Annotated in this window: 16 protein-coding genes; 11 read left to right on the plus strand and 5 right to left on the minus strand. The window is 69.7% G+C overall.

The window, feature by feature from the left end:
- The first annotated feature begins 3 nt into the window (after positions 1 to 3).
- The gene (locus tag ED92_RS31870; protein WP_037344872.1) at positions 4 to 609 is read left to right on the plus strand and encodes a hypothetical protein; all 606 of its coding nucleotides are present in this window, start codon (positions 4 to 6) and stop codon (positions 607 to 609) included.
- 13 nt (positions 610 to 622) lie between these two features.
- Here the strand turns inward: ED92_RS31870 and ED92_RS31875 are convergent, their stop codons facing one another.
- Complete coding sequence (locus ED92_RS31875) at positions 623 to 1,228, minus strand: TetR family transcriptional regulator (RefSeq protein ID WP_037344873.1); 606 nt, start codon at positions 1,226 to 1,228, stop codon at positions 623 to 625.
- 95 nt (positions 1,229 to 1,323) lie between these two features.
- Here ED92_RS31875 and ED92_RS31880 point away from each other — a divergent pair, with 95 nt between their 5' ends.
- From ED92_RS31880 to trpA, 5 genes are all read left to right on the plus strand, one after another.
- Positions 1,324 to 2,886, plus strand: a complete 1,563-nt coding sequence (locus tag ED92_RS31880; protein ID WP_037344874.1) for an anthranilate synthase component I — start codon at positions 1,324 to 1,326, stop codon at positions 2,884 to 2,886.
- Positions 2,879 to 3,436 carry a Trp biosynthesis-associated membrane protein gene (locus ED92_RS31885; protein ID WP_081975990.1) on the plus strand — a complete coding sequence of 186 codons (558 nt, stop codon included), beginning with the start codon at positions 2,879 to 2,881 and terminating at the stop codon, positions 3,434 to 3,436. Before ED92_RS31880 ends, ED92_RS31885 begins: the two co-directional genes overlap by 8 nt.
- Positions 3,437 to 3,628: 192 nt before the next feature.
- A complete protein-coding gene (trpC, locus tag ED92_RS31890; RefSeq protein ID WP_020630310.1) occupies positions 3,629 to 4,438 on the plus strand; it encodes an indole-3-glycerol phosphate synthase TrpC in 810 nt (269 codons plus the stop codon).
- Complete coding sequence (trpB, locus tag ED92_RS31895; RefSeq protein ID WP_052120980.1) at positions 4,435 to 5,664, plus strand: tryptophan synthase subunit beta; 1,230 nt, start codon at positions 4,435 to 4,437, stop codon at positions 5,662 to 5,664. The genes trpC and trpB overlap by 4 nt, the downstream gene beginning before the upstream one ends.
- Complete coding sequence (gene trpA / locus ED92_RS31900) at positions 5,661 to 6,452, plus strand: tryptophan synthase subunit alpha (protein ID WP_037344876.1); 792 nt, start codon at positions 5,661 to 5,663, stop codon at positions 6,450 to 6,452. The genes trpB and trpA overlap by 4 nt, the downstream gene beginning before the upstream one ends.
- A 62-nt stretch (positions 6,453 to 6,514) precedes the next feature.
- Here the strand turns inward: trpA and ED92_RS31905 are convergent, their stop codons facing one another.
- Together ED92_RS31905 and ED92_RS31910 are read right to left on the minus strand one after the other, a co-directional pair.
- Positions 6,515 to 7,081 carry a hypothetical protein gene (locus ED92_RS31905; RefSeq protein ID WP_037344877.1) on the minus strand — a complete coding sequence of 189 codons (567 nt, stop codon included), beginning with the start codon at positions 7,079 to 7,081 and terminating at the stop codon, positions 6,515 to 6,517.
- Between the two features lie 104 nt (positions 7,082 to 7,185).
- Positions 7,186 to 8,559, minus strand: a complete 1,374-nt coding sequence (locus tag ED92_RS31910; RefSeq protein WP_037344878.1) for a glutamine synthetase family protein — start codon at positions 8,557 to 8,559, stop codon at positions 7,186 to 7,188.
- Positions 8,560 to 8,655: 96 nt separating this feature from the next.
- Between ED92_RS31910 and ED92_RS31915 the strand changes: the two genes are divergently transcribed.
- Genes ED92_RS31915 through lgt form a run of 3 tightly spaced genes read left to right on the plus strand, consistent with a single transcriptional unit; the run spans position 8,656 to position 12,034 of the window.
- Positions 8,656 to 9,798, plus strand: coding sequence for an amidohydrolase family protein (locus tag ED92_RS31915; RefSeq protein ID WP_037344879.1), 1,143 nt, complete (start codon positions 8,656 to 8,658; stop codon positions 9,796 to 9,798).
- A complete protein-coding gene (locus ED92_RS31920) occupies positions 9,795 to 10,964 on the plus strand; it encodes a M20 family metallopeptidase (protein ID WP_037344881.1) in 1,170 nt (389 codons plus the stop codon). The genes ED92_RS31915 and ED92_RS31920 overlap by 4 nt, the downstream gene beginning before the upstream one ends.
- Positions 10,965 to 10,993: 29 nt before the next feature.
- Entirely contained in the window at positions 10,994 to 12,034 is a 1,041-nt protein-coding gene (lgt, locus tag ED92_RS31925; RefSeq protein WP_037344882.1) for a prolipoprotein diacylglyceryl transferase, read from the plus strand.
- A gap of 260 nt (positions 12,035 to 12,294) precedes the next feature.
- On the opposite strand, the gene ED92_RS31935 is transcribed toward lgt, so the two are convergent.
- Positions 12,295 to 13,359 carry a diacylglycerol kinase gene (locus ED92_RS31935; RefSeq protein ID WP_037344885.1) on the minus strand — a complete coding sequence of 355 codons (1,065 nt, stop codon included), beginning with the start codon at positions 13,357 to 13,359 and terminating at the stop codon, positions 12,295 to 12,297.
- Between the two features lie 11 nt (positions 13,360 to 13,370).
- The gene (locus tag ED92_RS31940) at positions 13,371 to 14,156 is read right to left on the minus strand and encodes an SDR family oxidoreductase (protein ID WP_037344887.1); all 786 of its coding nucleotides are present in this window, start codon (positions 14,154 to 14,156) and stop codon (positions 13,371 to 13,373) included.
- 326 nt (positions 14,157 to 14,482) lie between these two features.
- Here ED92_RS31940 and gltB point away from each other — a divergent pair, with 326 nt between their 5' ends.
- Both gltB and ED92_RS31950 read left to right on the plus strand, forming a co-directional pair.
- Positions 14,483 to 19,051 carry a glutamate synthase large subunit gene (gltB, locus tag ED92_RS31945; RefSeq protein ID WP_037344888.1) on the plus strand — a complete coding sequence of 1,523 codons (4,569 nt, stop codon included), beginning with the start codon at positions 14,483 to 14,485 and terminating at the stop codon, positions 19,049 to 19,051.
- Positions 19,044 to 20,552 (plus strand): glutamate synthase subunit beta, encoded by a 1,509-nt coding sequence (locus ED92_RS31950; protein WP_037344890.1) that lies wholly within the window; start codon positions 19,044 to 19,046, stop codon positions 20,550 to 20,552. The genes gltB and ED92_RS31950 overlap by 8 nt, the downstream gene beginning before the upstream one ends.
- Positions 20,553 to 20,555 lie beyond the last annotated feature (3 nt).

Raw genomic sequence — 20,555 nt, forward strand, 5'->3', positions numbered from 1 at the left:
TGCATGAAACTGGGGCGAGGGAAAAAGAAGATCGACCGTCCGAGAAGACGTCCAAGGGTCGCCGGGCGACCTCGCTCCAGTGCGGACGACGACTTCACCGAAGGCTTCGATCCGCCGACGGTCCACGAAGAAGTGGCCGGCCCCTTGATCGAGAAATTGTCGCTTCTCGAACAACGGGCGACGGCTTGGGCGGCGTTCTGGATCGCCTACTTCGTCGCGTGTCAGATAATTTCGGACGATCGCCGATTCGAGGTGCTGGTCCCGCTTTCCTTGGTGGCCTTCTACGGTATTCCGGCATGTCTGTACGCCGCCTGGCTCTGGAAGAGCCGCCGCCGGTCCGCCGAGAAGACGGGTTTGCGCGAGGCCGTGGCGACAGTGCGGCCAGGCTGGCTGTTCCCTCGAATAGACGTCTATCTCGAAGGCGACTACAAGCTGCTCCAGACGCGACGCTCGCTGCGGGTCGCTCCCCGTTTCAACGGGCTCGAGAAAGTGCCCGTCTTCATCGGCGGCGAGGAAACGGACATGATCGTGATCTTCCCGCGCGGGCGCTTCTCGAAGGACACGCTCTACACGGTTCCGGTCAAGGAAATCGAACCGGACACGGATTGAGCCGGCCGACGGGTCAGTCGATGTCGCCGGTCAGATAACGCTGCACGGTCGGCGCGATCGCGGTCACCAGCGGCTCGATCTCGCTCGAAGCCATCGGCTCGAATTTCGCGACGTAGCGCACCAGCCCCATCCCGACGAGCTGGGAAGCGCAGAGCGTGGTCCGCAGTTCGACGCGGTCGGAGCCCAGTCCGCCGATGACCTTCGTGAAGAAGTTCTGGAAGAAACCGCGCAGCACGGCCGCGGCCTGTTCGTGTCCGGCGACGCTGCGGACGAGCGCCTGGAACACCTCGCCGCCCGCGCCGTCCCACCGGGTGAGGAAGGTGCGGACGATCCGCTGACCGAATTCGTCGTCGGGCCCGTTCTGGAGTTCCGCGAGCAGTTCGTGCGGGTCGAAGGGGAGCTTCAGGATGGCTTGGGCGAACAGCCCTTCCTTGCTGCCGAACCAGTGGTTCACCATCGCCGCGTCGACCCCGGCCCGCGTCGCGATCGCGCGCACGGTCGCGCCGTCGAAACCGCTCTCGCCGAACACCGCGCGCGCCGCTTCGATCAGCGCGGTCCGGGTGTCCTGTCCGCCGGGCCGCCGTCCCCGTCGCCGCACGGTAGTGTCTTCACCAGCCATGGCGTCATCATGAACGGACCCGGCCGGAAATTCAACAATCTTTGAATTCATCCCCCCGTCCCGGCCCGTGCGGCCGTTGCAGCACAATGAGCGACATGGTCAGCGCCGCAAACGCCAGCCCGTCGGGGCTCGGCTCGGTCAGCCCTTCGCGCGACGAGTTCCGCGCGCTCGCCGAGGGCCGTCGCGTCATCCCCGTTGTCCGTCGCGTGCTCGCCGACGGTGAGACCCCCATCGGGGTCTACCGCAAGCTCGCCGCCGACCGGCCGGGGACGTTCCTGTTCGAATCGGCGGAGAACGGCGCTTCCTGGAGCCGATGGTCGTTCATCGGCGTCGACAGCCCCGCCGCGCTGACCGTGCGTGACGGCGCGGCCGTGTGGACCGGCACCCCGCCGGTCGGCCTGCCGACCGAGGGCGACCCGCTCACCGTCCTGCGCGAGACCGTCGCCGCGCTCCACACCGAACAGCTGCCCGGGATGCCGCCGCTCACCGGCGGCATGGTCGGCTACATCGGCTACGACGCCGTCCGCTGGCTCGAACGCCTCCCCGAGCTCGCCGAGCGTGACCTCGACATCCCCGAGCTCACCATGCTGCTGGCGACCGATCTGGCCGCCTTCGACCACCACGAGGGCACCGTCACGCTGATCGCCAACGCGGTCAACTGGGACGACTCGGCCGAGCGCGTCGACGCCGCGTACGACGACGCCGTCGCCCGCCTGAACGCGATGACCAAGCAGCTGCACGTCGCCGCCCCGGCCACGGCCGCCGTCTTCGACCGTCCCGCGCCCGAATTCACGCGCCGCCGGTCCAAGCCGGACTTCCACGCGGCGGTCGAGAAGGCCGTCGAGGCGATCAAGGCGGGCGAAGCGTTCCAGATCGTGCCGTCGCAACGCTTCGAGATCGAGACCCAGGCCGACGCGCTCGACGTCTACCGCGTGCTGCGCACGTCCAACCCGAGCCCGTACATGTACCTGCTGCGCCTGGACGGTTTCGACATCGTCGGATCCAGCCCGGAGTCGCTGGTCACCGTGCGGGACGGCCGCGCGACCACGCATCCGATCGCGGGCACCCGCTGGCGCGGCGCGGATCCGGAGGAAGACGCGCAGCTGGCCAAGGACCTGCTCGCGGACGAGAAGGAGCGCGCCGAGCACCTCATGCTCGTCGACCTCGGCCGCAACGACCTCGGCAAGGTCTGCAAGCCGGGCACCGTGCGCGTCGTCGACTTCTTCGACGTCGAGCGCTACAGCCACGTCATGCACATCGTCTCCACGGTCACCGGGGAACTCCTCGACGACAAGACGGCTTTCGACGCCGTCACCGCCTGTTTCCCGGCGGGGACGCTCTCGGGCGCGCCGAAGGTCCGCGCGATGCAGCTGATCGAGGAGCTGGAGCCGACCCGCAGGGCGCTCTACGGCGGCGTCGTCGGCTATCTCGACTTCGCCGGGGACGCCGACACCGCGATCGCGATCCGCACCGCGCTGATGAAGGACGGCACCGCGTACGTCCAGGCGGGCGGGGGAGTCGTCGCGGACTCGGTGGCCGACTACGAGGACAACGAGTCGCTCAACAAAGCCCGCACGGTGCTTTCCGCCGTCGCGGCGGCGCAGACGATGATCGCGGCGGACGAGCTCGACCCGGCGGGTGACCGCACTCGTGTCTGAGGTCCCGGCGAAGAAGGCCAAGCGTCCACTGTGGATCGCCGTGGTGGGCCTGCTGCTGGGCGCGGTCGCGTTGTGGGGTTCCTCGCAGCTCGTGTGGTTCGCGGAGTTCCGCGACGGCGGCGTGCGCGGCACCGTGCTGTACACGGAAACCGGTTCACAGCGCGCGGTTGCGCTGATTCCCCTCGCGTTGCTGGCGCTCGCCGGCACGGCGGGGCTGATCGCCACCGGCGGCTGGCCACGCCGGGTGCTCGGCGTGGTACTCGCCGTGTCCGGCCTCGCCGCGGTGTGGATCGGCGTGGCGGGGGGCTCGCTCAGCGGGTTCGCCGACGGACTGCCCGCCGCCCAGATGCTGGGAGCCCGCGGCCTCGCGATCCTCGGGGGAATTCTCGTGACGGCGGGCGGGTTGGCAGCCATCAAGGGCGCGGGCCGGATGCCGCGCCTCGGCGCGAAGTACTCGGCGCCGGGGGCGAAGAAGAAGGCCGCGAAGGATCCCGAGACCGAGCTGTGGGAGGCGCTGTCCGAAGGCGAAGATCCCACCGCCGGCCGGTGACGACGACGGAATTCGCGGGTTTCGGGGATCTTTCCCGGCAAAGATGACACGGTTGGCATTCGGAGCAACGGACATACCCGGAACCAGGCCGTATCCGTGCGGGGGTTAGCATCGTTTCGGCGGGAAGGGGAAGGTTTTTGTGAGCGACCTTGCGAAGGAATCCGTGAGTACGACGGCCGGTGAGGTACTCCGGTGAGCGTGCTCGAAGACATCGTCGCCGGCGTCCGTGCCGATCTCGCCGAGCGCGAGGCGGTTCTGCCGTTCGACGAACTGAAGAAGCGCGCGACCCAGGTCGCGCCCCCACGTGACGTGCTCGCGGCCCTGCGCGAGTCCGGTATCGGTGTCATCGCCGAGGTGAAGCGGCGCAGCCCGTCCAAGGGCGATCTGGCCGAGATCCCGGATCCGGCCGCGCTGGCGAAGGACTACGCCGACGGCGGCGCCCGGGTGATCAGCGTGCTGACCGAGCAGCGGCGGTTCGGCGGTTCGCTCGCCGACCTCGACGCGGTCCGCGCGGCGGTCGACATCCCGGTGCTGCGCAAGGACTTCATCGTCAGCCCGTACCAGGTGCACGAGGCGCGGCTGCACGGCGCGGACATGGTCCTGCTGATCGTGGCGGCGCTGGAGCAGAACGCCCTGATCGCGTTGCTGGACCGCGTCGAATCCCTCGGGATGACCGCGCTGGTCGAGATCCACAACGCCGAAGAGGCCGACAAGGCGCTCGAAGCCGGCGCGAAGGTGATCGGCGTCAACGCCCGCAACCTGCACACCCTCGAGGTTGATCGGGACGTCTTCTCGCGGCTGGCCCCCGGCCTGCCGATGGACGTCTTCAAGATCGCCGAGTCCGGTGTCCGCGGCCCGGGCGACCTGATGTCCTACGCGGGTCACGGCGCCGACGCCGTCCTCGTGGGCGAAGGGCTCGTCGCTTCGGGAGACCCGAAGGGCGCCCTGGTCAAGCTCGTGACCGCCGGTTCGCACCCCGCTTGCCCGAGGCCTTCTCGATGAGCGTGGAGTACACCGAAACACCGCACGGCGAGCACGACCCGGACGGCCGGGGCTACTACGGCCCCTACGGCGGCCGGTTCATGCCCGAGGCCCTGATCGGCGTCGTCGACGAGGTCGCGGCGGAATACGACAAGGCGAGGACCGACCCGGACTTCGTCAACGAGTTCCGGCGCCTGCTGCGCGAGTACGCCGGCCGTCCGTCGCTGCTCACCGAGGCCAAGCGCTTCGGCGAGCACGCCGGCGGCGCCCGGATCTTCCTCAAACGCGAGGATCTGAACCACACCGGTTCGCACAAGATCAACAACGTGCTCGGCCAGGCGTTGCTCACCAAGCGGATGGGCAAGAAGCGGGTCATCGCCGAGACCGGGGCCGGACAGCACGGCGTGGCCACCGCCACCGCCTGTGCGCTGCTGGACCTGGAATGCGTCGTCTACATGGGCGAGGTCGACACCGAGCGGCAGGCACTGAACGTCGCCCGCATGAAGCTGCTCGGCGCCGAGGTCGTACCGGTGAAGACCGGTTCGCGCACGCTCAAGGACGCGATCAACGAGGCGCTGCGCGACTGGGTCACCAACGCCGACACGACGCACTACCTGTTCGGCACGGCGGCGGGCCCGTACCCGTTCCCGATGATGGTGCGGAACTTCCACAAGATCATCGGCGAGGAGGCCCGCGCCCAGATCCTGGCGCAGGCCGGACGCCTGCCCGACGCCGTCGCGGCCTGCGTCGGCGGCGGATCGAACGCGATCGGGATCTTCCACGGCTTCATCGACGACACGTCGGTGCGCCTGGTCGGTCTCGAACCGGGCGGCGAGGGCGTCGAGGGCAACCGCCACGGCGCCACGCTGACCAAGGGCACCCCGGGCAACCTGCACGGCGCGATGACGTACCTGCTGCAGGACGAGGACGGCCAGACCGTCGAATCGCACTCGATCTCCGCGGGGCTGGACTACCCGGGTGTCGGCCCGGAGCACGCGTGGCTCAAGGACAGCGGCCGCGCCGAGTACCGGCCGGTGACCGACGCCGAGGCGATGGACGCGTTCAAGCTGCTTTCGCGTACCGAGGGCATCATCCCGGCGATCGAGTCGGCGCACGCGCTGGCCGGTGCGCTGGTGCTCGGCCGTGAACTCGGCCCCGAGGGGCTGATCGTCGTGAACCTGTCCGGTCGCGGCGACAAGGACATGGACACGGCCGCGAAGTACTTCGGCCTGGTGGAGAACGCATGAGCGCGCTGGACGACCTCTTCGCGAAGACGAAGGCCGAGGGGCGCGGCGCGCTGATCGGTTACCTTCCGGCGGGCTTCCCGACGGTCGACGGGTCCAAGGATCTGCTGGCGGCGGTGGTCGACGGCGGCGCCGACCTGGTCGAGGTGGGCGTGCCCTACTCGGACCCGGTGATGGACGGCCCGACCATCCAGGCCGCGTCGGTGAGCGCGCTCTCCGGCGGCTTCAAGCTCAAGCACCTGTTCGAGGTCGTCGAGTCGGTGTCGTCGCGCGGCGGCAAGGCCGTCGTGATGACGTACTGGAACCCGGTGCACCGCTACGGCGTCGACCGTTTCGCGCGGGACCTCGCCGCCGCGGGCGGGCTCGGGATGATCACCCCGGACCTGATCCCGGACGAGGCCGACGAGTGGATGGCCGCCTCCGAACAGCATGGTCTGGACCGGATCTTCCTGGTCGCGCCGTCCTCCTCGGAGGAGCGGATCGCGAAGACCGTCGCGGCCGCTTCCGGCTTCGTGTACGCCACCGCGGTGATGGGTGTGACGGGTGCTCGCGACCAGGTCGGCGTGCACGCCGAGGACCTGGTCGAGCGGACCCGCGCGCATACGGAACTGCCGATCGGCGTCGGGATCGGCGTCCGGTCCGGCGAGCAGGCGGCGCAGGTCGCCGGCTTCGCGGATGGCGTCATCGTCGGCTCGGCGCTGGTGACGGCCGCGGCGAGCGGCACCGACGCGGTGCGCGAGCTTTCGGCCGAACTGGCCGCGGGCGTGCGGAAGGCTGTCGCCCCCGCTTGATCTGACGTGAGCCGAAGGGGCCCTTCATCGCATCTCAGGCGGTGAAGGGCCCCTTCGCTACATCAGATGCCGCAGTCGGTGATCGACGACGGCGACGAGTAGAAGCTGGTGTACCAGGTGAATCCGGCGACGTTGTTCGCGTGGTCGAGGTACAGGTCCCATCGGCGGTTACTGCCGTCGGACACGTCGGTGAGGAACCCGAGCGTGCAGATCGCCGCGACGTCGTGGCCCGGGTACATGACCTCGTGAGCCCAGTTCGCCTGTGGGTAGAGGTGCACCCAGGTCTCGCCCTTGGCCCCGCCGGTTCCCTGGCCGACGTTCCCGCACCATTGGCCGGACGGCGCGGTGAGGTACGACGCGTAGGTGTACCCGACCTTGACCGCGTGGTCGTCGTAGACCAGGTTCCAGAGCCCGTCGGCGGCGGACACGTAGCAGAGGGCTCTGAGGCTGACGTCGCTGACCACGACATACGCGGAATCCATGGCGGGCCGGAAATGCACCCATGCCTCACGGATCCCGGGCTGGAACTTCGTCGGATTGCCGGCCGCCGCACTCGCCGCGGTGGCGGTCGAGACCAGGGCTGTCAGGGCGAGCAGGACTGTGACGAGGACGGCTTTCAGTTTCTTCATCGGCTGAGTTCCCCAGTTCGCACAAAGCCCACCCGACCTGGGCGGGCGAGCGTCACTTTAGAGAGCGGCCAGGTCACCGGACAGAGCTGTTCCGGTGACCCGCCTCAGTGGCGCCACCGCTGCGCTTCGGTGATCTCCTCCGGGCTCGCGTCCGCGAACCGCTCGATCTCCGCCCGCCGCACGTCCACGATCGTCGTCGCCAGCGGCGCGCCGAACGCGGCCGCCAGGTCCTTGTCCGCCTCGAACGCGGCGACGGCCTCCTCCAGCCGCTGAGGCAGGCGCTCGATCCCGCGGGCGGCGCGCTCTTCTTCCGTCAAGACGCCAGGATCGACGTCCACCGGATCCGGAAGTGATGCTTCCTCGTCGACACCGGCCATCCCGGCGAACAGCAGCGCGGCCGCCAGCAGATACGGATTCGCGGTCAGGTCGAAACATTTGACCTCGAGGTTCGCCGCCGACGCGCGATTCCCGGCGACGCCGCGCACCAGCCGCAGCGGCGTCTCCCGATTCTCCAGGCCCCACGCGGTGTACACCCCCGCCCAATGGTGCGGCTCCAGCCGCAGATAGCTGACCACCGACGGCGCCCCGATCGCGAGCAGCGCGGGCAGCCGTTTCAGGATGCCGGCGCTGAACGACTCCGCGATCGGTGTCAGCCCGAAAACCCTTTCTCCGCCCGAAAAAAGGTTCCGTGTGCCGTCCCAGATGCTCAGATGCACGTGTCCGCCGTTGCCGACGCCGGCGGGCGCGAACTTCGGGGTGAAGGACGCCTTGAGCCCGTGCCGGTGGCTGAGCGCGCGGATCGTCTCCTTCGTCAGCACGGCGACGTCGGCCGCCCGCACGGGATCGGCGGCGGCGACGGACAGTTCGAACTGACCGTCGGCGTACTCGGGATGGATCTGCTCGACCCCGACGCCTTGTTGGTCCAAAGTGGACACCAGGGCGCGGAGATAGTCCGCGCGCTCGGAAAGCCTCGCGTAACCGTAGGCCGGTCCCGCCGTGGCCGACTTCGCGTCGTCCGGGGCGTCGGCGCTGGTGATCACCCATTCGATCTCGAAACTCATCCGCGCGCGGCGACCGCGTGCGGCGAGCCGGTCCACCGCTGTCGCCAGCAGGGCCCGCCCGTCCTGCGGATGCGGTTCGCCCTCCTGGTCCAGTTTCGTCACCGGCGCCCAAGCCCAGCCGGGCTGCCCGGCGAGCACGGTCAGCGCGTCGAGGTCAGGATGCAGCCGTAGGTCGCCGACCGGCCCGAGGGAATGCTCACCGCCGGTGATGACGTCGTCGAAACCGAAGAAATCGAAGGAATTCGAAGCGCCGACACCCCACGCGGCCGCCGACGGCAGCTTCCGCAGCGGCACCGCCTTGACCCGCGCTATCCCGGCGTTGTCCACGAAGGTCAGCGCCACGAGCTCGACACCCCGTGCCCGGAGTTCCCCGGTGAGGGCGGTCGCGCGGGCGGTCAGTGCTTCCCGGTTCACCATGGTTCCTCATCCTGGCCTGTTCTCCAGCCCCTTGCCACGCCCCGATCCGGCCATAGGGTGAGGCCGCACTCGTCGATCACGAGAAGGGACGCGCTCATGCCGGGAACCCCGATCCTGCCGTTCGTGGCCCGGACGCGGCTGGTGGACCACCACTGCCACGGCGTCGTCACCGGCGATCTCGGCCGGATCGAGTTCGAGCAGATGCTCACCGAGGCCGACACCGTCTCGTCATTGGGCACCACCCTGTTCGATTCGCTGATCGGGCTCGCGGTGCGGGCCCGCTGCGCGCCCGTGCTCGACCTGCCGCCGCACGTGCCGGCCGAGGTCTATCTGGGCCGCCGCGCCGAACTGGGCGCCACGGAGGTCAACGCGCGGTTCCTGCGCGCCACCGGCACGACCGAATTCCTGCTCGACGGCGGTTTCCTACCGGACACGCTGACCACGACCGAGCAGTTCGCGGCGCTGTCCGGCGCCCGGGCGCGGGACATCGTCCGCCTCGAACAGGTCGCCGAAACGGTGATCGGAGCGACCACCGCGGCCGGATTCATCGAGGCATTCACCGGCGAACTGACGAAACGCGCCACGACGGCCGTCGGGTTCAAATCCATCGCCGCCTACCGGGTCGGCCTCGACCTGGCGGGGGAGCGGCCGACGGACGCCGAAGTCACCGAAGCGGCGGGCCGCTGGCTCGCGCGGATTGAGGCGGGCGAACCGGTCCGGCTGGCGGACGAGGTGCTGCACCGCTTCCTGATCTGGACCGGGATCGACCTGGCGTTGCCGATCCAGTTCCACGTCGGATTCGGTGATTCCGACGTCGATCTGCATCGCTGCGATCCGCTGCTGCTCACCGGGCTGCTGCGGGCCACCCGCTCGCACGGGGTGCCGATCATGCTGCTGCACAACTATCCCTTCCACCGGAACGCCGCGTATCTGGCGCAGGTGTTCGAGCACGTGTTCGTCGACGTGGGACTCGCGACGCACAACGCCGGTCATCGTGCGCCCGCGATCATCGCGGAGACAATGGAGATCGTGCCGTTCGGGAAGCTGCTGTTCTCCACGGACGCGTTCGGGCTGGCCGAGCTGTACCACCTCGGTACCGCGCTGTTCCGGCAAGGACTGTCCGACTTCCTGTACGCGGGACTCGGTTCGGACGTACTGTCCGAAGTGGACGCGCATCGGATCGCGGCGCTGGTGGGGCACCGCAACGCCGAACGGGTGTACGGGCTGGAGGGGACATGACGGAGCTGGACGAACTGCAGGACCGGTGGGAGGCCGCGGTCGAAGCGGAGCTGCCTTCCGCGATCGGGCTGCGGCACCGCGTGCACGCCGATCCGCGCGCGTCGGGGGACGAGGAGGACACCGCGCGGGTCGTCGTCGAGGCGCTGGGCGTCGACGACGGGGTCCGGGTCGCCAAGACCGGACGCGCCGTCCTGCTCCCCGGCACCCGGCCGGGACCGGCCGTGGCGCTGCGCACCGAACTGGACGCGCTGCCGGTCACCGAGCGCACCGGCGTGCCGTGGGCTTCGGAGACGCCGCTGATGCACGCGTGCGGGCACGACGTCCACATGGCCGCGCTCGTCGCCACCGTCCGCGCGGCCGCCGTGGTCGGGGTGCCCCGGCCGCTCCTCGCGCTCCTGCAGCCGCGTGAGGAGACGTCGCCGTCCGGCGCGCTGGACATCGTCGAGTCGGGCGTGCTCACCGAGTACGGCGTCGAGTCGGTCATCGGCGCGCACGTCCAGCCCCGGCTCGCGGAGGGCGTGGTGTCGGCGGTGCCGGGGCCGGTCAACGCCTCCACCGACGAGTTCGAAGTCGTCGTCCGCGGCCAGGGCGGGCACGCCGGGTATCCGCATCTGCTGCGGGATCCGATCCTCGCGCTCAGCCAGATCGTGGTGAGCCTGCAGCAGCTCGCGAGCCGCCGGGTCGACCCGGTGTTCGGCGCGGTCTGCTCGGTCGGCCGGATCGAAGCCGGGACCACGGCGAACGTCGTGCCGAACGAAGCCCGCCTGTCGGGGTCGCTGCGGCTGATGCGCGCCGAGGACCGCGACCTCGCGCTGGAGGGGCTCGCCGAGGTCGTCCACGGCACCGCCAAGGCGCACGGCTGCCGGGCGGAGCTGGAGATCAGCCCGTGCGAACCGGTGCTGCACAACGACGCCGGGCTCACCCAGCGCGCGCACCGGCGGCTCGTCCGGACCGGGGCGGCCGTGGACACCGACTTCCGGTCGTTCGGCGCCGACGACTTCGCGCACTACTGCGGGATGACGCGCGGGCTGATGATGTTCGTCGGCCTCGGCGACACCGCGGGCGCGCCGAGCCTGCACGACGAACTGTTCCTGCCGCCCGACGCCGCCATCGGGCAGGTCGCGTCCGCGCTGATCGCGGGCTATTTGGCCGCCGTCGAGGGCTGACGCCCCCAAGAAGTCGACGAAGCGCTACGGTGGCCGACGTGAATACCGCCTCGGCAGCGTTCCTCGCGACCATCCCCAGCCCCGACCAGGGCGTCTGGCATATCGGGCCGGTCCCGATCCGGGCCTACGCGCTCTGCATCATCGCCGGCATCATCGTGGCGATCTGGCTGGGCGAGCGGCGCTGGGTGAACCGCGGCGGCACGAAGGGCACCGTCATCGACGTCGCCGTCTTCGCGGTGCCGTTCGGCCTGGTCGGCGGCCGGTTGTACCACGTCATCACCGACAACCAGCTGTACTTCGGCGAGGGCAAGAACCCGCTCAACGCGCTGAAGATCTGGGACGGCGGCCTCGGGATCTGGGGCGCCATCGCGCTCGGCGCCGTCGGCGCGCTGATCGCCTGCCGCCGCCGGGGCATCCCGCTGCCCGCGATGGCGGACGCGCTCGCGCCGGGGATCGTGATCGCGCAGGCGATCGGACGGCTCGGCAACTACTTCAACCAGGAGCTCTACGGCGCGCACACCGATCTGCCGTGGGGACTGGAGATCTACCAGCGCTACAACCCGACCAACCCGGACGACTTCCTGAACGGGATCGCGATCGGGCACGTCCCGCTGCCGGACAGCCCGGTGCACCCGACGTTCCTCTACGAGCTGATCTGGAACCTCGGTGTCGCGCTGCTGGTCATCTGGGCGGACAAGAAGTTCCGCCTCGGCCACGGCCGCGTGTTCGCGCTGTACGTCGCCGGGTACACCGCGGGCCGGTTCTGGATCGAGATGATGCGGACCGACACCGCGAACCACATCCTCGGCCTGCGGGTCAACGTGTGGACCTCGATCCTGCTGTTCGCCGCGGCGATCGCGTACTTCGTCCTGGCCGCCAAGCGGGGGCCGAGGGAAGCGCCGGAAACGCTGTGGAGCAAGGACGTGCCGCGGGAGGACGCCGTCGAGGACGCTTCCGCCTCGGCCGACTCCGGTGAGTCGCACGCGGAGGTCGCCGCGGCTCCGGACACCGTCCGGGACTCCGCCGCCGACAAGGCGACCGAGGACCCGAAGCCCGACGCCGAGAAGTAGCGCTCCGCCCTCACGCGAGTGCCATGAAAGGTCCTTTCCTTGCAAATTTTGCAAGGAAAGGACCTTTCATGGCATCGGGGACTCGCCGCGGTGAGTCGCGTGATCAGACGGACGACACGTGTGTCCAGACGGACGACACGCGTGATCAGGTGGACGGCACGCGAGTGGACCTGGCCGCGGCCCGTGTCGTCCGTCCCATCACGCGTGTCGTCCGTCCCATCACGCGTGTCGTCCAGACAGTCACGTGAAAGCGCCGGGTATCAGGGGGAAACCAGGCCCCGTCCCGTCACCAAAGGCAGGTCCAGCGCCGTCAGCAGTCCCGGCGGAGCCGCGACCACCGCCGGGATCGCGTTCACCAGCCGCATCGCGGTCGCCTTCAGCCCGGCGGTGTTGTGGTCGCCATCGGTCCCGACCAGCCGCAGGTCCAGTTCATACCGAGGCTCACCGGTCACCTGGACGCGGTAGCAGCCCTGCCCGGTGGGCTGCGGCCAGTCCGGCCCGAGGTCGCCCCGCAGCCGCGTGATGTGCTCCAGCACGCACACCGCCCGTCCTCCGCGCATTCCGCGCACCTCGAACCGCAGCGCCGCCGCTGTGCCCTCCTTGATGGTTCCCGAGGCGATCTCGAACGTCTCAGGCGCCGGGAGCCGCTCGTAGACCTCCTCGACGCCGTCGAGTTCGACGTCCAGACCGGTCGCGAGCTGCCGCACGACGCTGCCCCAGGCCAGCGACAGCACGCCGGGCTGCAGCAACAGCGGCAGGTCGTCCATCTCGCGGCCGAAGCCCATGATGTCGAACAGCACCTTGCCGTTGTCGTACGTCGAATAATCGAGGATCTCCAGGCAGCGCACCTCGTCGATCCGCTCGCACACGCCGGTGAGCACCAGCGGCAGCCAGTCGTTGGCGAAGCCGGGGTCGACACCGTTGACCCACAGCGAAGCGCCGCCTTCGCGGGCCGCCTCGCGGATCGGCTCGATCATCTCCGGCGGCACGACACCTTCGGGGTACTGGAGGAACACCGGGCTGCTGGACACCACGTTGATCCCCGCGCGCAGAAAGCGTTTCAGGTCTTCGACGGCCTCCACGAGCCTGTCGTCGGCCATCGCCGTGTAGAGCACGCAGTCCGGCTTCAGCGCGATGAGCGCGTCCGCGTCGGTGGTGGCCGCGACACCGAGCGGGCGCCCGAGCCCGGCCAGCTCCCCGGCGTCCACCCCTGCCTTGGCCTCGCTCGACACCCAGACCCCGGCGAGTTCGAGATCTGGCCGCGCGGCTATCCCGGCCAGCGCGTGGCGGCCGACGTTCCCGGTACTCCACTGGACCACGCGCACGCGTTCGCCTCCTACAGATCGGGCAGGCCCAGCTCCAGGTTCGGGGCCTGCAGTCCACCGTCGACTTCGATGATCTTGCCGGTGACGTACCGGCCCGCGCCCGACGCGAGGAACACGACGGTGGCCGCGATGTCCTCGGCCTCGCCGATCCGGCGCAGGGGAGTGGCGGCCTCCATCCGGCCGCGCAGTTCGTCGTTGCCCACCACCACTTCGAGCGCGGAGGTCGCCACCGAGCCGACCGAGATCGCGTTCACGCGCACCTTCGGCGCGAGGTCGGCCGCGGCGAGCCGGGTGTAGTGCGCCAGCGCGGCCTTCGCCGTCCCGTACGCGGCGAAACCGCGCCCGGTCACGCGGCCCATCACCGACGAGATGTTGACGACCGAGCCGCCCGACTCCAGTAAGGACGGTGCCGCCGCGACGGTCAGCGCGTGCGCGGTGGAGACGTTGAAGCGAAAGGCTTCTTCGAGGAAGTCCGGGGTGGTTTCCAGCAGCGGCCGGGGATACGTGCCGCCGACGTTGTTGACCACCAGGTCCAGCCGCCCGAACTCCGCCGTCGCGATACGCGCCAGCTCGCCGGCGGCGGCCGGGTCGCTCAGATCGGCGGGCACCACGTGGGCGCGCCGTCCGGTGGCGGCGATCAGGGCCGCTACGTCGTCGAGCTGGGTTTCGGTGCGGGAGGAGATCACCACGTCGGCACCGGCCTCGGCGAGCGCCACGGCGGTCGCCGCGCCGATCCCGCGTCCGGCGCCGGTGACCACGGCGACCTGGTCGGTGAGCCGGAAACGGTCCAGGATCATGGTCGGAACTGTAACACGTTCTATTTCCGGCGTCCCGGGCTCGCGCCGGGCGCCGGGAGTGACTAGGGTCGCCTCACCGCTTCTCGTGACATCCCGGAACAGGACATATACTTAGCGGAACGAACTACTGTGACCTCATCAGGAACTGTGTCGTTCCGGGCGTCCAGATCGTTACCCATCGGCGGGCTTTCGCGCCCGCCGAACTGATGCCGACGTGTTTCACAGGTGTTAAAGTCTCGCTAACGAACGGGCCATCGTCGTCCCGTGCGCATCCCCCGGCCGGCCCCGCCCGGTCGCTGAGCACAGACGACGAAGGAGGTCCCTTCATGATCTTCTCCGCCATTCCAGGCAAACAGGGTCTCTACGATCCCGAATCCGAACAGGACTCCTGCGGTGTGGCCATGGTGGCCGACGTCCGCGGGCGGCGCTCGCACGGCATCGTCACCGACGGCCTGTCCGCGCTGACGAACCTCGACCACCGCGGGGCCGCCGGAGCGGAGCCGACCAGTGGCGACGGCGCGGGCATCCTGCTGCAGCTGCCGGACGAGCTGCTGCGGGCGGAAGTCGACTTCCCCCTGCCCCCGGCGGACGCCGACGGTCACCAGACCTACGCGACCGGGATCGGTTTCCTGCCCTCGGACGTCGAGGAGCGGAACAAGGCCATCGCCCTGATCGAGCGGATCGCCACGGAAGAGGGCCTCGACGTCCTCGGCTGGCGTGAGGTACCGGTCGACGCCGACCGCGCCGACATCGGCCCGACGGCGCGTTCGGTCATGCCGCATTTCGCGATGCTGTTCGTCGCGGGCGCCGAGGCCGACGGGCGATGTCCCGCCGGCCTCGAACTGGACCGGCTGGCCTTCTGTCTCCGCAAGCGCGTCGAGAACGAGAGCGTGACCGCGGGCTGCGGCACCTACTTCCCGTCGCTGTCCTCGCGGACCATCGTCTACAAGGGAATGCTGACCCCCGAGCAGCTCCCGCTCTTCTTCGCCGACCTGACCGACACCCGGCTCACCAGCGCCATCGCGCTCGTGCACTCCCGGTTCTCCACCAACACCTTCCCGTCGTGGCCGCTGGCGCATCCGTTCCGGTTCGTCGCGCACAACGGCGAGATCAACACCATCCGGGGCAACCGCAACCGCATGCGCGCCCGTGAGGCGCTGCTCGAATCGGACCTCATCCCCGGCGACCTCACCCGCCTGTACCCGATCTGCTCGCCCGACGCGTCGGACTCCGCCTCCTTCGACGAGGTACTGGAGCTGCTGCACCTCGGCGGGCGGTCGCTGCCGCACGCGGTGCTGATGATGATCCCCGAAGCGTGGGAGAACCACACCGGGATGGACGCACAGCGTCGTGCGTTCTACCAGTTCCACGCCAGCCTCATGGAGCCGTGGGACGGCCCGGCGTGTGTCACGTTCACCGACGGCACGCTCGTCGGCGCGGTGCTGGACCGCAACGGCCTGCGGCCCGCCCGATGGTGGCGCACCGCGGACGACCGGGTCGTGCTCGCCAGTGAGGCGGGCGTCCTCGACGTCGCCCCCGCGGACGTCGTGGCCAAGGGCCGCCTCAAGCCCGGCCGCATGTTCCTGGTGGACACCGAGGCGGGCCGGATCGTCGACGACGAAGAGGTCAAGTCGGCGCTGGCCAAGGAACTCCCGTACGAGGGCTGGCTGCACGCCGGGCTCCTGCAGATCGCCGACCTGCCGGATCGCGACCACATCGTGCAGAGCCACGATTCCGTGCTGCGGCGCCAGCTTTCCTTCGGCTACACCGAAGAAGAGCTGAAGATCCTCCTCGCGCCGATGGCGGTCAAGGCGGCCGAGCCGATCGGTTCGATGGGCTCCGACACCCCGCCCGCCGTGCTGTCACAGCGTTCGCGGCTGCTCTACGACTACTTCAAGCAGAACTTCGCGCAGGTCACCAACCCGCCGCTGGACGCGATCCGCGAAGAACTCGTCACCTCGATGAGCCGGATCATGGGTCCCGAGCGCAACCTGCTCGCCCCCGGCCCGGCCTCCTGCCGCCACGTGCAGCTGCCGTATCCGGTTATCGACAACGACGAACTCGCCAAGCTGATCCACATCAACGACGACGGCGACCTTCCCGGCTTCGCGTGCAGTGTCCTTTCCGGACTGTACGAAGTGGACGGTGGTGCCGAGGCGCTGGCGTCCGCGATCGAGCGGGTCCGGCGCGAGGCCTCCGAGGCGATCGCGGCGGGCGCGCGCACGCTCGTGCTGTCCGATCGCGACTCCGACCACCGCATGGCGCCGATCCCGTCGCTGCTGCTGGTGTCCGCGGTGCACCACCATCTGGTGCGCACCAAGGAGCGGCTCCGCGTCGCGCTGGTCGTCGAGACCGGTGACGCCCGCGAGGTCCACCACATCGCGCTGCTGCTCGGTTACGGTGCCGCGGCGGTGAACCCGTACCTGGCCTTCGAGACCATCGAGGACATGATCTCGACCGGTGCCGTCACCGGCATCGAGCCCGCCACGGCGGTCCGCAACTACGTCAAGGCGCTCGTGAAGGGCGTCCTGAAGATCATGTCGAAGATGGGCATCTCGACCGTCGGCGCGTACACCGCGGCGCAGGTCTTCGAATCCTTCGGCCTGGCCCAGGATCTGCTCGACGAGTACTTCACCGGGACTTCGTCGAAGCTCGGCGGGGTCGGGCTGACCGTGCTCGCCGAAGAGGTCGCCACGCGGCATCGTCGCGCATACCCGGACAACCCGACCGATCGTGTCCACCGTGGACTCGAGACCGGCGGCGAGTACGCGTACCGCCGCGAGGGCGAGCTGCACCTGTTCACCCCCGAGACCGTCTTCCTGCTGCAGCACGCGACGAAGACCGGCCGGGAAGAGGTGTACAGGAAGTACTCCGACGAGGTGCACCGCCTGTACCGCCAGGGCGGCGCGTTGCGCGGGCTGTTCTCCTTCCGCGAGGGCGCTCGCGAGCCCGTCCCGCTGGACGAGGTCGAGCCCGTCGAGGCGATCTTCAAGCGCTTCAACACCGGCGCGATGTCCTACGGTTCGATTTCGGCCGAGGCGCACGAAACGCTCGCCATCGCGATGAACCGCATCGGCGGCCGGTCCAACACCGGTGAGGGCGGAGAAGACCCCGAGCGGCTCTACGACCCGGCGCGCCGCAGCGCGATCAAGCAGGTCGCGAGCGGCCGGTTCGGTGTCACGAGCGAATACCTCGTCAACGCCGACGACATCCAGATCAAGATGGCGCAGGGCGCGAAGCCGGGCGAGGGCGGGCAACTGCCGCCCAACAAGGTGTACCCGTGGATCGCGCGCACGCGGCACTCGACGCCGGGCGTCGGGCTCATCTCGCCGCCGCCGCACCACGACATCTACTCGATCGAGGATCTCGCCCAGCTGATCCACGACCTCAAGAACGCCAACGAGAACGCCCGCATCCACGTGAAGCTGGTGTCCTCGCTCGGCGTCGGCACGGTCGCTGCCGGGGTGTCCAAGGCACACGCCGACGTCGTGCTGATCTCCGGCCACGACGGCGGCACCGGCGCCTCCCCGATGAACTCGCTCAAGCACGCGGGCACGCCGTGGGAGATCGGTCTCGCCGAGACCCAGCAGACGTTGCTGCTCAACGGTTTGCGCGACCGGATCACCGTGCAGGTCGACGGCGCGATGAAAACCGGCAAGGACGTCGTCATCGCCGCGCTGCTCGGCGCGGAGGAGTACGGCTTCGCGACGGCGCCGCTCATCGTCGAAGGCTGCGTCATGATGCGCGTCTGCCACCTCGACACCTGCCCGGTGGGCGTCGCGACCCAGAGCCCGGATCTGCGCAAGCGGTACACCGGTCAGGCCGACCACGTCGTGAACTACTTCCGGTTCGTCGCCGAAGAGGTCCGGGAAACGTTGGCGGCACTCGGTTTCCGCACCCTCGACGAAGCCATCGGGCACGCCGAGATGCTGAACACCGACGAGGCGATCGAGCACTGGAAGGCCTCCGGTCTCGACCTCGCGCCGATCTTCGAGATGCCCGCCGAGACCCCGTACGGCGGGGCGAAGCGGCGCACGCGGGCGCAGGACCACGGCCTGGAGCACGCGCTCGACCGGACGCTGATCCAGCTCGCCGAGGCGGCGCTGGAGGACGCGCATCCGGTGCGGCTGGAACTGCCGGTGCGGAACGTGAACCGGACCGTCGGCACGCTGCTCGGTTCCGAGATCACCCGTCGCTACGGCGGCGAGGGGCTGCCCGAGGACACGATCCACGTGCTGCTGACCGGTTCCGCCGGGCAGTCGCTCGGGGCGTTCCTGCCGCGCGGCATCACCCTCGACATGGTCGGCGACGCGAACGACTACGTCGGCAAGGGCCTTTCGGGCGGGCGGATCATCGTGCGCCCGCATCCGGACGCGAAATTCGCCGCGGAGGGCCAGACCATCGCCGGGAACACGCTGGCCTACGGCGCCACCGGTGGCGAGATGTTCCTGCGCGGCCAGGTCGGCGAACGGTTCTGCGTGCGGAACTCCGGCGCGGTGGTCGTCGCCGAGGGCGTCGGCGACCACGCCTTCGAGTACATGACCGGCGGACAGGCCGTGGTGCTCGGCCCGACCGGGCGCAACCTCGCGGCGGGGATGTCCGGCGGCGAGGCCTACGTGCTCGACCTCGATCGAAGCAAGGTCAACGAGGAGATGGTGAACCTTCAGACGCCGTCGTCCGAGGACCTCGCCTGGCTCAAGAAGACCGTGCAGAAGCACTACGACCTCACACGTTCGGCCGTGGCCGCGTCGCTGCTCGGCGACTGGCCGCGTCGCTCGGCGGCGTTCACCAAGGTGATGCCCCGCGACTACCAGCGTGTCCTTGACGCGGCGAAGGCGGCGCGTGCCGCCGGCCGCGACGTCGACGAAGCGATCATGGAGGCCGCTCGTGGCTGATCCGACGGGTTTCCTGAAGTACGAACGTGAAGAGCCGAAGAAGAAGTCCAAAGAGGACCGTCTCGCCACCTGGGGAGAGGTCTACGCCGACGTGGAACCCGGCGAGCGCAACGAACAGGTGCGCAAGCAGGCATCGCGATGCATGGACTGCGGCATCCCGTTCTGTCATTCCGGTGGTTCCGGCTGCCCGCTGGGCAACCTGATCCCGGAGTGGAACGACCTGGTGCGCCGCGGCGACTGGGCCGCGGCGAGCGACCGGCTGCACGCGACCAACAACTTCCCCGAGTTCACCGGGAAGCTGTGCCCCGCGCCGTGCGAGGCGGGCTGCGTGCTGTCGATCTCGCCGCTGTCCGGCGGTCCGGTGTCGATCAAGCGGGTCGAGCAGACGATCGCCGACCAGTCCTGGGAAGCGGGCTACGTGCAGCCGCAGGTCTCGGCGGTTTCGTCGGGGCAGCGGGTCGCGGTCGTCGGCTCCGGCCCGGCCGGGCTCGCCGCCGCGCAGCAGCTGACCCGCGCCGGCCACGAGGTGACCGTCTTCGAACGGGACGACCGGCTCGGCGGCCTGCTGCGGTACGGCATCCCCGAGTTCAAGATGGAGAAGAAGGTCCTCGACCGGCGGCTCGCGCAGCTCCGCAAGGAGGGCACGAAGTTCGTCACCGGCTGCGAGGTCGGCGTCGACCTGACCGTCGAGGAACTGCGGGCGGAGTACGACGCGGTGGTCCTCGCCGTGGGCGCGCTGCGCGGCCGCGACGACAAGACCACACCCGGCCGTGAGCTCGCCGGGATCCACCTGGCGATGGAACATCTGGTCCCGGCCAACAAGTACGTCGAGGGCGACGGCCCGTCGCCGATCGACGCGGCGGGCAAGCACGTCGTCATCATCGGCGGCGGCGACACCGGGGCCGACTCCTACGGCACCGCGACCCGGCAGGGCGCGCTTTCGGTGACCCAGCTGGACCAGTACCCGACGCCACCGTCCACAAGGGACGACGAACGCTCGCCGTGGCCGACCTGGCCGTACATCCTGCGCACCTACCCGGCGCACGAGGAGGCGGGCGAGCGCAAGTTCGCCGTCGCGGTCACCCGGTTCATCGGTGACGACGAGGGCAACGTGCGCGCCGTGGAGCTCCGTCAGGTCCGCGTGGTCAAGGACCCCGAGACCGGCAAGCGCATGGTGACCCCGGTCAACGACGAGGTCGAGGAACTGCCCGCCGACCTCGTGTTGCTCGCGATCGGGTTCGAGGGTGTCGAGCACATGCCGCTGCTGGACGGGCTCGGCCTTTCGCTGACCCAGCGCGGCACGCTCTCGTGCGGCGCGGACTGGCAGACCTCCGCGCCCGGCGTGTTCGTCTGCGGCGACGCGCACCGCGGTGCCTCGCTGGTGGTGTGGGCGATCGCCGAGGGACGTTCGGTGGCGAGCGCCGTCGACGCGTATCTCACCGGCGCTTCGGACCTGCCCGCTCCGGTGCACCCGACGGCGTTGCCGCTCGCGGTGGTCTGAGCC

Origin of the sequence: Amycolatopsis sp. MJM2582 (assembly GCF_000754115.1) — a bacterium.
Lineage (GTDB): Bacteria > Actinomycetota > Actinomycetes > Mycobacteriales > Pseudonocardiaceae > Amycolatopsis > Amycolatopsis japonica.

Coding starts and splice junctions, on each gene's coding strand:
- ED92_RS31870 (WP_037344872.1), top strand. CDS start 4: ATGAAACTGGGGCGAGGGAAAAAGAAGATCGACCGTCCGAGAAGACGT.
- ED92_RS31875 (WP_037344873.1), bottom strand. CDS start 1,228: ATGGCTGGTGAAGACACTACCGTGCGGCGACGGGGACGGCGGCCCGGC.
- ED92_RS31880 (WP_037344874.1), top strand. CDS start 1,324: ATGGTCAGCGCCGCAAACGCCAGCCCGTCGGGGCTCGGCTCGGTCAGC.
- trpB (WP_052120980.1), top strand. CDS start 4,435: ATGAGCGTGGAGTACACCGAAACACCGCACGGCGAGCACGACCCGGAC.
- trpA (WP_037344876.1), top strand. CDS start 5,661: ATGAGCGCGCTGGACGACCTCTTCGCGAAGACGAAGGCCGAGGGGCGC.
- ED92_RS31905 (WP_037344877.1), bottom strand. CDS start 7,081: ATGAAGAAACTGAAAGCCGTCCTCGTCACAGTCCTGCTCGCCCTGACA.
- ED92_RS31910 (WP_037344878.1), bottom strand. CDS start 8,559: ATGGTGAACCGGGAAGCACTGACCGCCCGCGCGACCGCCCTCACCGGG.
- ED92_RS31915 (WP_037344879.1), top strand. CDS start 8,656: ATGCCGGGAACCCCGATCCTGCCGTTCGTGGCCCGGACGCGGCTGGTG.
- ED92_RS31920 (WP_037344881.1), top strand. CDS start 9,795: ATGACGGAGCTGGACGAACTGCAGGACCGGTGGGAGGCCGCGGTCGAA.
- ED92_RS31940 (WP_037344887.1), bottom strand. CDS start 14,156: ATGATCCTGGACCGTTTCCGGCTCACCGACCAGGTCGCCGTGGTCACC.
- gltB (WP_037344888.1), top strand. CDS start 14,483: ATGATCTTCTCCGCCATTCCAGGCAAACAGGGTCTCTACGATCCCGAA.